This is a genomic window from Devosia sp. GW821-FHT12F11 (assembly GCF_058806655.1).
The window spans coordinates 255,550-270,005 of sequence record NZ_JBXAPX010000004.1; the positions used below are offsets into that span (position 1 = coordinate 255,550).

The 14,456-nt window shown below is 66.4% G+C and carries 13 protein-coding genes; 3 read left to right on the forward strand and 10 right to left on the reverse strand.

Features of this window, described 5'->3' with window-relative positions; all coding sequences use genetic code 11:
- Positions 1–120 precede the first annotated feature (120 nt).
- From AC1ROK_RS14105 to AC1ROK_RS14115, 3 genes are all read left to right on the forward strand, one after another.
- Positions 121–582: a TadE/TadG family type IV pilus assembly protein gene (locus tag AC1ROK_RS14105; protein WP_492847885.1), complete on the forward strand. Its 462-nt coding sequence runs from the start codon at positions 121–123 to the stop codon at positions 580–582.
- On the forward strand, positions 579–2,261 hold the full coding sequence (locus AC1ROK_RS14110; protein ID WP_492847886.1) for a pilus assembly protein TadG-related protein: 1,683 nt from the start codon (positions 579–581) through the stop codon (positions 2,259–2,261). The genes AC1ROK_RS14105 and AC1ROK_RS14110 overlap by 4 nt, the downstream gene beginning before the upstream one ends.
- A gap of 90 nt (positions 2,262–2,351) precedes the next feature.
- Positions 2,352–3,335, forward strand: coding sequence for a hypothetical protein (locus AC1ROK_RS14115; protein ID WP_492847887.1), 984 nt, complete (start codon positions 2,352–2,354; stop codon positions 3,333–3,335).
- 105 nt (positions 3,336–3,440) lie between these two features.
- Here the strand turns inward: AC1ROK_RS14115 and AC1ROK_RS14120 are convergent, their stop codons facing one another.
- From AC1ROK_RS14120 to AC1ROK_RS14165, 10 genes are all read right to left on the reverse strand, one after another.
- Positions 3,441–4,283 carry a peptidoglycan DD-metalloendopeptidase family protein gene (locus AC1ROK_RS14120; RefSeq protein WP_492847888.1) on the reverse strand — a complete coding sequence of 281 codons (843 nt, stop codon included), beginning with the start codon at positions 4,281–4,283 and terminating at the stop codon, positions 3,441–3,443.
- A gap of 683 nt (positions 4,284–4,966) precedes the next feature.
- Positions 4,967–5,731: a 5'/3'-nucleotidase SurE gene (gene surE, locus AC1ROK_RS14125; RefSeq protein WP_492847889.1), complete on the reverse strand. Its 765-nt coding sequence runs from the start codon at positions 5,729–5,731 to the stop codon at positions 4,967–4,969.
- Positions 5,728–7,053, reverse strand: a complete 1,326-nt coding sequence (gene serS / locus AC1ROK_RS14130) for a serine--tRNA ligase (protein ID WP_492847891.1) — start codon at positions 7,051–7,053, stop codon at positions 5,728–5,730. Before serS ends, surE begins: the two co-directional genes overlap by 4 nt.
- 93 nt (positions 7,054–7,146) lie before the next feature.
- A complete protein-coding gene (gene tatC, locus AC1ROK_RS14135) occupies positions 7,147–7,989 on the reverse strand; it encodes a twin-arginine translocase subunit TatC (protein WP_492847893.1) in 843 nt (280 codons plus the stop codon).
- Positions 7,990–7,991: 2 nt separating this feature from the next.
- Positions 7,992–8,789, reverse strand: coding sequence for a Sec-independent protein translocase protein TatB (tatB, locus tag AC1ROK_RS14140; protein WP_492847895.1), 798 nt, complete (start codon positions 8,787–8,789; stop codon positions 7,992–7,994).
- 32 nt (positions 8,790–8,821) lie between these two features.
- A complete protein-coding gene (tatA, locus tag AC1ROK_RS14145; protein ID WP_055048811.1) occupies positions 8,822–9,040 on the reverse strand; it encodes a twin-arginine translocase TatA/TatE family subunit in 219 nt (72 codons plus the stop codon).
- Between the two features lie 54 nt (positions 9,041–9,094).
- The gene (locus AC1ROK_RS14150) at positions 9,095–10,195 is read right to left on the reverse strand and encodes an ABC transporter ATP-binding protein (RefSeq protein ID WP_492847898.1); all 1,101 of its coding nucleotides are present in this window, start codon (positions 10,193–10,195) and stop codon (positions 9,095–9,097) included.
- Positions 10,192–10,854 (reverse strand): SMC-Scp complex subunit ScpB, encoded by a 663-nt coding sequence (scpB, locus tag AC1ROK_RS14155; protein ID WP_492847900.1) that lies wholly within the window; start codon positions 10,852–10,854, stop codon positions 10,192–10,194. The genes AC1ROK_RS14150 and scpB overlap by 4 nt, the downstream gene beginning before the upstream one ends.
- On the reverse strand, positions 10,851–11,663 hold the full coding sequence (locus tag AC1ROK_RS14160) for a segregation and condensation protein A (protein ID WP_492847902.1): 813 nt from the start codon (positions 11,661–11,663) through the stop codon (positions 10,851–10,853). Before AC1ROK_RS14160 ends, scpB begins: the two co-directional genes overlap by 4 nt.
- 173 nt (positions 11,664–11,836) lie before the next feature.
- Complete coding sequence (locus AC1ROK_RS14165) at positions 11,837–14,422, reverse strand: SPOR domain-containing protein (protein ID WP_492847904.1); 2,586 nt, start codon at positions 14,420–14,422, stop codon at positions 11,837–11,839.
- Between the last annotated feature and the right edge of the window lie 34 nt (positions 14,423–14,456).

A 14,456-nucleotide genomic window follows, 5' to 3' on the forward strand; every position in this document is an offset into this window, starting at 1 on the left:
TACTTATCTCTATTTGACTAATCTCGTATTTCGTCACCTCGGGCCCAGGTTTTCGAACGCCTGAGATGACCGGCCGAGCGTCCCACCCAGGAGGGTGGCGGCCATTTGTGGGGTACCCGAATGCCAGGGCATCGAGACGGCCAGTTGCATGGCGTGTCGCCACTTCGTGGCCTCAAGCGTTTCGCCGACGACCACCGGGGCGCCTCGGCGGTCGAGTTTGCGATCATTGCTCCGGTCTTCATCCTGATGATCGTCGGCGTCCTCGCCTACGGCATCTATTTCGGCGCCGCCAACTCGGTGCAGCAGATCGCCGCCGACGCCGCCCGCACCTCGATTGCCGGTCTCAGCGCCACCGAGCGCAACACCCTGGTTACGACATTCATCGAGAACAACGCCGGCGGCTACGTCTTCATCGATCCGGACGAGGTGGATTTCACTATCGGCGACGATGCCAGCGATCCCAACCAGTACAAGGTCACCGTCACCTACGACGCCTCGCAACTGCCGATCTGGGCGCTGCCGGTGCCGCTGCCGGACAAGATCATCAGCTACACCTCGACCATCCGGCTCGGTGGCATATGAAGTCCTTCCGCCGCTTCCGAGGCGAGGAGCGTGGCAATATCGCGGTGATGTTCGCGCTGCTCCTGCCGGTCGTGATGCTCGCCGGGGCCTTTGCCGTGGACGAAGGCTCGCTCTACCTCGAACGGCGGCAGGCGCAATCGGTGGCGGACCTCGCCGCCATCGCCGCGGCAACCGACCCCAGCAAGGCACTCGATACCGCCTTCAGGACCTTCCAGGCGAACGGGCTGATCGGCCGCACCCTCAGCATCGACGACCCCACGATCCAGATCCGCTCGTCGCGACCGGTGCACGTGGTCACCGGGCACTACAAGGGAGCGCCGGAGCTGTCGGTATCGGCGCGCTTTTCGCCCGGCGGCTCGCCGCCCAACGCCGTGCAGGTGACCTATCGCAAGATCGGTACGCTGCTGCTCGCTCGGCCCTGGCAGTCGCCGCCCGAAATCTCGGTCGCTGCACTGGCAGCAGCCAACCCACAGGCGGCGTTCTCGGTGGGCTCCCGCCTAGCCTCACTCAACGGCGGCGTCGCCAACGCCTTACTCAAAAGTCTGCTCGGCACCTCCGCCACACTCGATGTGATGAGCTACAACGCCCTGCTCGATGCCAAGGTGGACCTTCTCGATTTCCTCGATGCGCTGAACCAGCAGCTCAACCTTTCGGCGGTCACCTATGGCGACGTGCTGAAGGCCTCGGCCTCCCGCGGCGCCATTGCCGGCGCATTGGCGAGGGTGCTTACCGGCACCGCCAAGACCGCCGCCACCACGCTCTCCACCACCATCGCCGACACCGGCGCGATCCCACTGCTCAAGCTGCTTGATATCGGTTCACTGTCGACGCAACCGGTGGGCAGCGAGGCCGGTTACTTCGCCGGCCTCTCGGCGCTCGAACTGCTCAACGCTGCCGCGGTGATCGCCGGCAAGGGCAAGCAGATCGATCTCAATGTCGGCGCCACCCTGCCCGGCCTCACCAGCATCGCCCTCAGCGTCGCCATCGGCGAGCCGCCGCAGCACGCCTGGTATCGGGTCGGAGAAAAAGGCGCCATCGCCCGCACTGCACAGACCCGCCTCAAGCTGACGGTCAAGCTGCTCGGCAGCGCCGTGCTGCTCGGCGCCGGCGTCACCCTGCCGATCTATGTCGAAGTCGCCTATGCCGAAGCGCGGATCCGCTCAGTCTCCTGCCCCGCCTTCGGGAAACCGACCGGCACCGCCGTGGTGGAGGTGCTGCCGGGAGCGGCGCGCCTCGCCATCGGCAACCTCTCGGGCGCCAGCTTCACCGATTTCAGCGCCTTCCCGGTGGTCGAGCAGGCCACCATCCTCTCTGTCCCGTTGCTGCTGAAGATCAAGGCGCGCGCCGCCGTCGTCATCGGAGAGACCTCGCCGATCCTGCTCAATTTCTCCAGCGAGGATGTGAAGCAGGGGACGCTGAAGACCGCCACCAACCACACCATCGTCGGCAGCCTGTCGAAATCGCTGCTCGACGGGCTCGATATCGATGTCGACGTGCTGGGGATCGGCCTCTCCACCGACGCCGTCATTGAGACGGCGGTGCGCGCCCTGGTGGCGCCGTTGGCGCCGGTGCTCGACAGCACCATCTTCGGCGTGCTCGACGTCCTCGGCGTCGGTATCGGTGAGGCGGATGTACGGGTCTACAGCGCCACCTGCAGCCGCCCGGTGCTGGTCGGCTGATACCTATTTCCCTGTTCCCGCGGCTTGCGGCGCAGCCTCGTAGCTGCAACGAATGCGCCCGCGTTTCGACGACGAGGACTGAGGGGAATAATGAGCCTGTCGCATAAGTTGAGATGGTCGCACGGCGAGGCGACCATCCTGAGTACGGCTGCCATGCTGGCCGACGCCACCTTCCTGGTTGACGGCAAGCCGTTCAAACCGTTCGCCCGGGCGCCGTGGCTCGGCACCGTCGACGATCCTGCGATAGTAGGGCACCTGCGCGTGCTGGCCGGCGATTTCGTCGGTCTCCCCTTCGGCACTGGCGGGCGCACCGCCGGCCCGAACCTGCCCGAATGGGGGAGCCTGCTCGGCCAGCCGGCCACCGGCACCATCCACGGTCCTGTGGCGCATCGCGAGTGGACTATCGTCGGCGGCGACGATGAGAGTGTCACGCTGTCGCTCGACTACGACCCGGATTCCGTCGTGCGCAAGGTCGAGCGCGTCATCACTGCCCGTAAGGACGCACCGGCGCTCGATTTCGTCATGCGCATCTTCGCTCGCCACAAGGCACCGATCTCGGCTGGCCTCCACCCCAATTTCCGCATGCCGGAAAATCCCGGACGGCTGGAGCTGAAGCTCGATTTCGACTTCGGCCTCACCCACCCCGGCCAAACCGCCGAGGGCGACCCGCAGGAGTTTGAGAGCCTGAGCTCGGTGCCAAGGAACGGCGCCAGGGTGGACATGGCTCACGTTCCGCTGTCCCCCCGCACCGACAAGAACGTGCAGCTCTGCGGCGCCCGCGGCCCCCTCACCGGCACCTATCTCGACGAAGGCATGGGCTTCGAGCTCGACTGGGACCGCGAGCTGTTGCCCACGCTGATGATCTGGCACACCGATGGCGGCATCAAGGGTGAGCCCTGGAACGGCCAGTTCCGCGCCGTCGGCCTCGAACCCCTCGCCTCCGCCTTCGACCTCCACACCGACGTCTCGACCGGCCCCAACCCGATCAACCAGCGCGGCATCAAGACCTGGGTCGATCTCGACCCAGCCAAGCCGCTGGAGATCCGGCACTCGATCAGGGCGTTTGCGGCCTGACTGAAGCGCCGGCTCAAGCGGCCCCCCACGCCGGCCTCCAGGCTGTCGCTCAAAAACACAAGGCCCCGGATCGCTCCGGGGCCTTGGTCAATTCTGTGCCTGGTCTCAGCTCGCCAGCAGCGGCAGCGGGTCGACCGGGGTAGCGCCCTTGCGCAGCTCGAAGTGCAGCTGCGACTTCGATACCGAGCCAGTCTTGCCGGCGGTGCCGATATTGTCGCCGCGGTTCACCACGGTGCCCTTGGCGACGTTCATGTCCTTGAGGTGAGCGTAGGCCGAGACATAACCGTTCGGGTGGCGGATCAGAATCAGGTTGCCGTACCCCTCGACGCCCGAACCGGCATAGATCACCTGGCCATTCTCGGCCGAGCGGACCGCTGCGCCTTCCGGCGCCTCGATATTGATGCCCGTGCCCTTGGAATTGGCGAAGTCGGTGATCACGCGGCCCGAGATCGGCCAGCGGAACTTGTCGGCGCCCGAGAGCACCGGTTCGGTCTTGGGCTGCTGCAACGGCTGCGCATCGGCCACGGCGGCAGGGGCTGCGTTGGTCGGCGCCAGCGGCTTGACGGTCGCGGCCGGAATCTTGGTCTCGGGCTCGATCGATGCCACGGCAACGGGCTTCGGCGCGGCAAGGTTCGACGGCGGCGCGCCGAGCGTTGTTTCCGGCTTGGCGCCGCCCTTGGGGCCCAGCGCCATCAGCGTCGAGGCCTTGCCGGGGATGACGATCTTCTGGCCGACATAGATCTTGTCGGGCGACGAGAAACCGTTGGCCTGAATGATCGCCTGTGCCGTGACGTTGTAGCGGCGGGCGACGGTGTAGAGGCTCTCGCCGCTTTCGATAACGTGTACGTAGGCGTCGGAGGGGACGGAGACGAGGGTGTTCGAGGCCGGGGCGGACGCCAGAGTGGTAGTGGCCGGAACCGGGCTCAGGGGCTGGGCAGCGGGCATCATCTGATTGCTTCCGTTGGCTGATGAAGTGAGCACAGGCAAGTCTTCGGTCGATACTGAGCCAAGCGGCTGGCTGGCCATGGGCCGAGCGCCCATATTGTTGGAGCCGACCAGCATAGGACCGGACCCACCGCCAATGTTTTCTGGAGGAACGAGCGTCTTGGGCATCGCCTGGGCTGTAGACATCGGCGCCGCGGCGTTGACCGAGCCGGTCGTCGTCCTGTCGAAGCCGAGGCCGCCCAGCGAGCTACACCCCGAGAGCGCAGTGGCGCCTGCAAACAGGCCCACAATCGCGGCGGTTCTAAACGTCTTACCGGTCACGCGGTTACTCATCAGTCCACTCTACGCAGGTACTCAATGGACGTGAGATTAGGGCGTTAAGGTAAAGAGTGATTTAAATGCGAAGCAATTTGCTCAAATCATTGGGCGGGGGATTCAGGAGTCGGTAGGGTTAAGGGGCGGCCACACCAACATCGCTCCTCGCTAACGCTCGAAGCGCGCATCGCCAGCGATGCGATACCCCTCATCCGGCGCGCGCCACCTTCTCCCTCAAGGGGAGAAGGGAGTCCCGACTGCGATTGTGGAGGTGATCGCCTTCTCCCCTTGAGGGAGAAGGTGCCCGAAGGGCGGATGAGGGGTATCGCAACCGCAGGTTGCGCGATCCGAGCGGAGCGAGGAGCGGTGCCCTACAGCCCCAGCTTCCCATCCAGCTGGCCAGCCATCTCGTAATGCGTGTGCTGCAGCATCAGCGGGGTCACCGTGATGGCGTTGCCGTGCATGGCGAGGCGGAAGTCGTGCCCTTCGTCGAGCGGCTTGGGCGTCTCGGGGATGGCGATGAAGAACTTCCCGGCATTGTCGCTCGGATAATAGGCCATCGGCGAACGGGCAAAGCGCTGGAACGGCACCACCCGGATGCCGGCTACGTCTTCGGGTGCGCAGAACGGGATGTTGACGTTGAAATACACCTCGCCGCGGCTCTTCACCTCGCGGAGCAGCTGACTCACCACGCGCGCCGCATAGGTGCGCGAGTTGGTCCAGTCGATTTCGGTGCCGCGCTCATAGTCGACGCCCTGGCTGATGCCGATGCCGAGCGCCCCGTGCAGCGCCCCCTCGCGCGCCCCGGCCACCGTGCCGGAGCAGTTGAGGATATCGCCCAGGTTCTGGCCGTTGTTGATGCCCGAGAGCACCAGATCGGGCCTCAGATCCTTACAGATATGCGTCATCCCGGCGACTACGCAGTCGGCGGGCGAGCCGCCGACGATCGAGAATACCCGGTCCTCGCGCTTGTCGACCCCCAGCTCGCGCCCGAAGGTGAAGCGGTGCGCCGCGCCCGACTGGTTTCCGTCGGGCGCCACCACCCACACGTCGTCGCTGAGCGTCAGCGCAATCTCGCGCATCACCGCGATGCCGGGAGCGTCCACGCCGTCATCGTTGGTGATGAGAATTCTCACGAGCGCGCACCGATCGACTTAAGGCCCTTCATATAGGGCTGCAGCACGTCGGGGATGGCGATCGAGCCATCCTCCTGCTGGTAGTTTTCCATCACCGCGATCAACGCCCGGCCCACGGCAACACCCGAGCCGTTCAGCGTGTGAACATGACGGATTTTTCCGTCCTTGCCCTTCACCCGCGCATCCATGCGGCGCGCCTGGAAATCCCCGCACACCGAGACCGACGAAATCTCGCGATAGGTGTCCTGCCCCGGCAGCCAGGCTTCGAGGTCGTAGGTCTTCTGCGCCCCGAACCCCATGTCGCCGGTCGACAGCATCATCACCCGGTAGTGGATGCCCAGCTGCTTCAGCACGTCCTCGGCATCCGACAGCATCTTCTCATGCTCGTCGCCCGAGGTTTCCGGCGTGGTGATCGCCACCATCTCGACCTTGTTGAACTGATGCTGGCGCAGCATGCCGCGCGTGTCCCGCCCGGCCGAACCGGCCTCGGAGCGGAAGCACGGGGTCAGCGCGGTCAGCCGCAGCGGCAATTCGTCTTCCGCGAGGATCGTCTCGCGTACGAAATTGGTCAGCGGCACTTCCGCCGTCGGGATCAGCGCCAGCCGGCTCTCGCCATGCGGGGTGAAGAACAGGTCGTCGGCGAACTTCGGCAACTGGTTGGTGCCGTAGAGCGCATCGTCCTTCACCAGCAGCGGCGGCTGCACCTCGGTATAGCCATGCTGGTCGACATGCAGGTCGAGCATGAACTGCCCGATCGAGCGTTCGAGACGCGCCAGGTGGCTCTTCAGCACAACGAAGCGGCTGCCGCTGATCTTGGCGGCGACTTCGAAATCCATCTGGCCCATGGCCTCGCCGGTTTCGAAGTGCTCCTTCGGCTTGTAGCTGAAGCTCGGCTTCGCCGGCCGCGCCTTGGCCGCGGTAGCCGGCGAGCCGTTGAGGCCAAAGTACTCTTTGTTGTCGGCCTCGTCGGCGCCGCGCGGCACTTCGTCGAGCGGCAGGTTGGGGATCACCAGCAGCGCGTTGCGCAGCCCCTCCTCTGCTTCCTTGCGGGTGGCTTCGCCGGCCTGGATCGCGTCCTTCAGACTCGCGACTTCGGCCATCAGGTCGTTGGCCTTGGCCTCATCCTTCTGCGCCTTGGCCTGCCCGATCAGCTTCGACAGCGCATTGCGCCTGGCCTGTGCATCCTCGACCGCGGCGATCGCGCTGCGGCGGGCCTCGTCCATGGCGATCAGCTCGGAGGCTTTGAACGGCACATTCTTGCGCTCACTGAGCGCAGCGTCGAACGCGGCGGGATTGGCTTTGATCCAGTTGATATCGAGCATGGAGAGACCTGCGGCGGGAGAAGGGCTCTGCTTTACCGGATTGGGGTGCGAGCGCAAGTCCCTGACAGGACGCCCTGCCCGATCGGCAGCACCCTACTCGGTCTTCTCGACCTCGGTCGCTTCGCCTTCGGTTCCGGCAGCAGCCAGCGCCGCGGCCCGGCGCTTCTCGATCCAGCGGACCGAGAGGATCGAAATCTCGTAAAGCAGGTACATCGGCAGCGCGAGGCCGATCTGCGAGACCGGATCAGGCGGCGTGATGAACGCGGCGAACACCAGGATGCCGACAATGGCGTAGCGGCGCCCCTTCTTCAGCGTCGCCGAGGAGACGAGGTCGATCTGCGCCAGCAGCGTCAGCACCACCGGCAACTGGAAGCAGATGCCGAAGGCGAGGATCAGCGTCATCGCCAGGCCCAGATACTCCGAGACCTTCACCAGCATGGTGATCTCGGTGGTCTCCATGGCGTGGAAGAAGCGCATGGCAAGCGGCAGCACCGCAAAGTACACCATCGCCGCGCCCAGGACGAAGAACACCGGCGTCGCCACCAGGTACGGGATGAACGCCCGGCGCTCTTTCTTGTAGAGCCCCGGCGCCACGAAGCCGTAGACCTCGGTGGCGAGGTAGGGGAAGCCCAGGAACAGCGCGCCGAAGAAGGCGAGGCTGAGCTGGGTGAAGAAGAATTCCTGCGGCGCGGTGTAGATCAGTTCCACCGGAGCCGGGGCGACCGCCTCGCGATAGGGCTGCACCAGCACGTCGAAAATGGTGCCGGCAAAAAAGAAGCAGACGATCAGCAGCGCGAAGATCACCAGCAGCGAGCGGATCAACCGCTTGCGCAGTTCGATCAGATGGTCGAGCAGCGGCGCTTCGCTGCCGGCGAGCTCATCCTGTTCGACCGCGGCGGCGTCTTTGGGGGCTTCGAGCTTGGTCTGTTCGGCCATGGTCACGGCTTCTTGGCGGCGGCAGCCGGTTTCTTGGCTGCGGGCTTCTTGGCCGCGGCGGGTTCAGCGGCGGTGGGCTTGACGGCCTTGGCCGGCGCAGCTTTCGCGGCCGGCTTGGCGCCGACGCTCTCGGCCTTGGCAACAGGCTTGGCTGGCTTGACCGTAGCTTTTTTGGCGGGAGTAGACTTCGCCGGCGCAATCGCGTCGACCTTGGCCTGCTTCGCAGGCGTGGCCTTGGCCGGTGCGATGGCCTCGACCGGAGCCGGCGAGTCGATCGGCTCCTTCGCCTTCGGGGCGGCCTTCTTCACCGGAGCGATGTCGGCAGTCGCCACCTTGCTCTCGGCCGGCGCCTTGATCTTGGCCGGACGAGCAGCCTTTACCGGCGCCTTGGGCGCCTCGGCCGGCTGCACGATCGGCGTCATGACCGGGGCTGCGGCTGCTGCCGGAGTGGCAATGCCGGCGGCGGCCTTGATCTCGTCGACCACGCTTTCGACCTTGGGATCCGTTGGCTTGATCGCCCCGGAGGGCTTCACCTCGCCGGTTGCCGTCGTCGTATTGAATTCCTTGCGGATCGCATCGGCCGTCGCCTTCAGCGGCTGCGTCACCGACTGGCGGAGATTGGCGATCTCGTTGAGCCCGGTGGTCTTGTTCAGCTCACGCTGAAAGTCCGAGCCCATGCGACGGATCGTTCCGGCAAACTTGCCGACCCGATGCATCAGAGCGGGAAGCTCTTTAGGTCCGATGACGATCAGGGCCACGACCCCGATCACAAGCATTTCGGTCCAGCCGACGCCGAGCATAGTTTTGGCTCCTGGGAGCGGCCGTCAGACGATCAGGCGTCCTTGGCCTTTTCGGTCTCGCGGGCCGGCTCGACCGTGGTCGAAGCGTCGATCTGTGCAGCAGGCTTCTGCTCTTCGTCGCGCATGCCCTTCTGGAAGGACTTGATGCCGGAGGCAACCTCGCCCATCAGCCCGGCGATCTTGCCGCGTCCGAACAGCAGGATCACCACGATGGCGACGACGATGATGCCCCAAATCCCTGGCGCGTGCATATGGATGGTCTCCGAAAGAATGCTCTACGCTTACACTAGCGCAGAGAAATAGGTTCAATCCTTGGCGAACACAAGGACGTGTTCCGGGTTAAGGGTCAGGAATACGTCCGATCCGACAACAAGGTTGCGATCGGCGCGGCGACGGATCTGGATCGGCCGGTCGAGCCCGGCGACACTGACCTCACAAAGGTCGATACCGATGGCATCGCGCTTGGCCAGCACACGGCCCGGAACACCGGGGCCTTCGGTCGCCACATCGAGCGAGCCGATCGGCCGGATCGCCACCGTCACGACCGTACCATCGGCATGCCGAGGTGCCGGAACCGGGCCCAGCGGCGTCTCCACCCTGCCCGCCTGCACCCGCGCCTCGATCTCGCTCAGCGGCGAAAAGAAGCGGGCGGCGTTGAGGTCGACCGGCCGGTTGTAGATCTCGGACGCGGTATCGATCTGCGCCAGCTTGCCGTGGCGGAGCAGCGCAATGCGGTCGCCCAGCAGCATCGCCTCCTCGGGATCGTGCGTCACGATGATCGTCGTCGCGTGCGTTTCCCGCAGCACCGCCAGCGTCTCGTTGCGCACCGTCTCGCGGAGTCGCGCATCGAGGCTCGAGAACGGCTCGTCCAGCATCAGGATGCCCGGACGCGGCGCAATCGATCGTGCCAGCGCCAGTCGCTGTTGCTGCCCGCCGGAGAGCTGGTGCGGATAATCCGCCTCACGGTCGTCCAGGCCCACGCGCTTCAACGCCTGCCGCGCCTGTGCCAACGCCGCCGTTCGCCCCAGCTTGCGTAGCCCGAAGGTTACGTTCTGCAAGAGCGTCAGGTGCGGAAACAGGGCGAAATCCTGGAACATCAACCCGATGCCGCGTCGGTCCGGCTTGGCGTGGACGCCGGGGCCCGAGACGATCTGGTCGTTGATCTTCACGGTGCCGCCATCGATACGCTGGATGCCGGCCGCCACCCTGAGGATGGTCGATTTACCCGAGCCGCTCTCGCCCAACAGGCACACGATCTCGCCCGGCACCAGCGCCAGCGTGAAGTTCCTCAGCACCGGGCGCCCACCCAGCGTCACATCGACGCCGTCGAACCGCAGGGCCGCGGCAAAGGCAACGCCGGCGGTGCCGCGCGGGCCCCAGTCCTCGACTGCTTCGGTATCGGTCATTGGATCGGGTCGCTCTCGCCCTGGTCGTCCGGCTCCAGCGGGTCCTCGTCGTCGCGCAGCGGCCCATCGAAAGGCAGCGGCACCTGGAACGCCGGCGGCAGCCGGCTCGACAGCAGCCCCGAGCCCTTCAGCTCTTCCAGCCCCGGCAGGTCGGCAAGGCTCTCGAGCCCGAAATGATCGAGGAAGGCTTCGGTGGTGCCATACGTCACCGGCCGGCCCGGCGTGCGGCGGCGGCCGCGCATGCGCACCCAGCCTGTCTGCATCAGCACGTCGAAGGTGCCGCCACCACTGGCGACGCCGCGCACCTCCTCGACCTCGGCCCGGGTGGCCGGCTGGTGGTAGGCGATGATGGCAAGGGTTTCGAGCGCGGCCCGCGACAGCTGGCGACTCTCGGTCTCCTCGCGGCGCAGCAGGAACGACAGATCGTCGGCGGTGCGGAAGGCCCATTTGTTGCCGCGACGCACCAGTTGCACACCATGGCCGGTGTAACGCTGCGCCAGCCGTTCGAGCAGCACCGGCACATCGGCATCCTCGCCCAGATAGGGGGCGATGTCGGTCGGCGACAACGGCTCTGCCGACGCAAACAGGATCGCCTCGAGCACCCGAAGGTTCCGCTCGGCGATCTCGCCATGCTCGTCGAACTGGTCGTCGTCGGTCATTCAGCCTTCTTTCCGTCGGCGGGCTTCTTGGGATCCTGGCGTCGCCGCATGAACAGCGGGCCGAAGGTCAGGGTCTGGCGCAGTTCTATTTGCCCCTGCCGGGCAAGTTCAAGGCTCGAAGCAAAGCTCGACGCCGTCGCGGTCTTCCGCTGTTCGGGGTTGCTCAGATACTGATCCAGATAGGCGTCAAGCGGCACCCAGTCCATGTTTTCGCCGATCAGCCGCGTCAATATCTCGCGCGCCTCCTGCAGCGACCACACATTGCGCTCGAACAGGTGATAATCCTGCGGCACGGTGCGCTCCCGGCCGGTCGCGTAGGCCTTGAGCAGATCGTAGAGCGAGGCTTCCCAGAGGTTCCGCCGCTCCACCAGCACCGGCTCGGGCTGTCCCCGTGCATGCACCTGCCGGCCGAGCCGCGGGCGGTTGATCAGCTGCATCGCTGCCTTCCGCATCGCTTCGAGCCGCTTCAGCCGGAACTGCAGCAAGGCCGCCATCATCTCGCCGGAGGGCTCGTCGTCGCTGGGCGCCTGCGGCACCATCAGCCGGCTCTTGAGATAGGCCAGCCACGCCGCCATCACCAAGTAATCGGCGGCGATCTCGATGCGCTTCTCACGCACCGTCTCGATGAAGCCGAGATACTGCTCGGCGAGCGCCAGGACCGAGATGCGGGAGAGATCGACCTTCTGTCGGCGCGCCAGGTCGAGCAGCAGGTCGAGCGGGCCTTCATAACCGGCGACGTCGACATACATCACTTCGTCGTCGCGCGGCGCGTCCGGCGCCGCGAACCAATCGGAGGATGTGTCGCTCATACCGTCGCCTGCCCGCCAGAGCGCCATCAGGAAAAGTTGCAGACTATTCCGGTTCGATAGCGCGACAAATCAAGGCTGGAGCATGTCGTCGTTTCAGCGAAACGGTAACGAGCTCCAGCTCACGCGAGCTTGGTCCCTAACCGAGACCGAGGTCAAGGAACAGCGGGCGTCGATCAACCGCCGATCGGTACGCAATCGACACCGTTGGCCTTGAGGCTGGCGCAGGTCTGGGTCGCTTCCTGGAAGGAATCGACCGGCAGCACCACGCGGTACCACGTGCCTTTGGCGCCAAGATTGACCTGCCGAACGGCGAGGCTGCGACCATTCAGCAGACCAGAGAGCCGGTTCTGCGTCGAACGCAACGACGACGCCGCGTCGCCTTCGGTCGGCTGCGAGCTGAGCTGCACATAGGGACCACTGCCGCTGGCCTGTGGCGCCTGGGCTGCGGGGGCCTCAACCAGGTCAACCGGCTGCGCGGGCTGGGTATCGGCAACCCGCTGGTTCGAGCCGCCGCCAAGCACCGAACGATCCGTCGGGCGGGCCACCGGGACCGGCGCCACGATGTTGGGGTCGATGGTCGGCGCCGGGCCGGTCGGCGTGAGCGCCGAGACCTGCGTCGGATCGACGGCCGGATCGGCGCCGGTGTCGATTGCAGCGGCAATCGAATCCGTGGCGGCGTCGGGAACAGCCGCGAGCAGCTCGGAAGGTTGCACGTCGGCGCCCGGCAGATCAGGAACGGCCGGACGATCGACCGGCAGTTCTTCATTGCCGGCAACGGCTTCGTCGCCCGAAACGATCGTGCCATCAGGCCGAACCGTCACGGTGCGAACCTTGCGGTTGGCGAGTTCGCTTTCGCTGGCTGCGTCGTCGCCCTCGCCCACCGGGCGCGCCACATCGGCGACGCTGGTTTCGGCGGTATCGTCGCGTGATACCAGCTGCTCGTTGGCAGCGGCCGCGGCGGATTTGCCGTCGAGCTCGTTGAACACTACCGAACCCTGCTGGTTGGTCGTGCTGGTGGTCGGCGGCGGTGTCTGCTTCACCGGGGTCGCATCAGCCTGCAGCACCGGCGCATCGGCATCGGTGCCACGACCCATGCCGAGCACCCAATAGAGGCCGAAGCCGGCAGCCAGCAGCAGCGTGCCGGCGACGGCCATGCCGACATACTGGCGCATGCCACCCGAGCGGCGCTCGGGCTTGGCCTTCGGACGCTTGTATGGGCTCTGCCGCTGTTCGGCGGCCATGCCGCCGTCGATGCGGCCAACCTCGGCGCCGCTGGCAGCGGCGGCCGCAAGGATGGCGGCCTCGGCCGACGGCACCTGCGGTTCGGTATCCTTGATCGCGGCGCGACGCGGCGCAAACCCGGTGGTCAGCGGCGGCACGATCGGAGCGGACTGCGGCACGGCAGCCTGCGGCGCCGGGGCGGCGGGCTTGTCGCTGGTGAGCTCCACCCGAACGGCTTCGCCGATCAGGCTTTCGATCTCATCCATCGGATCGCGCTCGGCGGCCGGCTGCGGCTGCGGGCGCGGCGCCTGCACCTTGCTGGTCGGCCCGAACACCGGAGCAACTCCGAAGCGGTCCTCGGGACGCGAGACCGGCGCCGGGGTGGCCGGCGCTGCGGAAAGCGGCGTCGATTGCGGGCGGAACTGCGACGGGCCGGATGGCGGACGCGGCGCGGGCATGCTGCCCGGCAGCGGGAAACTGCGGGCGGCCGGCTGCACCGGCGCGGGCCGCTGCTCGACCTTAGCCTCCTCGACGACTTCGGCCTCGACGGAATCCAGTTCCGCCGCGATCAGGTCGGCGATCGGGTCGCCGGTCGATGCCGCGGGAACCACCGGAGCGGCAACCGCAGGGGCCGGAACGGCAGCTGCCGGCGACGGGACTGCAGCGCGGACTTGTGGGCGCGACTCGGCAGCCGGAATCGGTGCGGGCGGCTCGGAAGCGAAGCCGAAATCGAAATCGAAGCTGTCATCGGTAGCCGATGCCTTGGCGGCGGCAACCATCGGCGACGCCGGAGGTACGGACGTGGCCGCGGGCGCGGACGCCGACGGACGCGGCGCAGCAAAGCTTGGCTCGACCCGCGGCGCGGGCGCCTTCACTTCCGATTCGACCGTTGTTTCGGCTTTCATGGGGGGCGCCAGATCGGCTTCGAGTTCAGCCATCGGATCAGGCTGCGACGAAGCGGGCCTGGTCGGCTCGAACGCCGGCGAGCGTGCCGGAGCCGGCACATCCACGACCGGGGGCGCCACCGGCGCAGCGGCTACCGTGGGCGCAGGCCGCATCGGCACGGGCTTCGGAATCTCGCGATCCTGCCAATTGGCCATCGGCTCGGGCTTGAAACTGGTCGAAGCCGCGGGAAGCGTGCCAAAATCGAAAGACGCGGCGGGCTTGGGTTCCACCGACGGTACCGGTGACGTCACAACAGGCGCCGGCGTGGCGGCGACGGGTTGATCCATGCCGGGAATCCGCAGCACCCCCGGAGAGACCGGCGGGGGCCGATCGGCCGGCGGCGGCACTGGTGCGCTGACGACCGGCGCCGGCGTGGGCGTTGCGGCAACCGGCGCATCCATACCGGGAATGCGAACCATTGCGGGCCCCTGCCCTTCGGGCTTGGTCGCATCGGCAAGCGTGACGAGCTTGGGCGCAGATTTGGCCTCCGGCTCGGCGCCCTGCGCGTTGTTCGCCATAAGTTTGGCGAGTTCGGCGATCAGGTCGTCGGATTTATCCTGGCCATCAGGCATCTGCTGCGGTCTCGCTGTCATTGAAAGCAGCGCCCCCTAAACTCGTGGTCCCGGT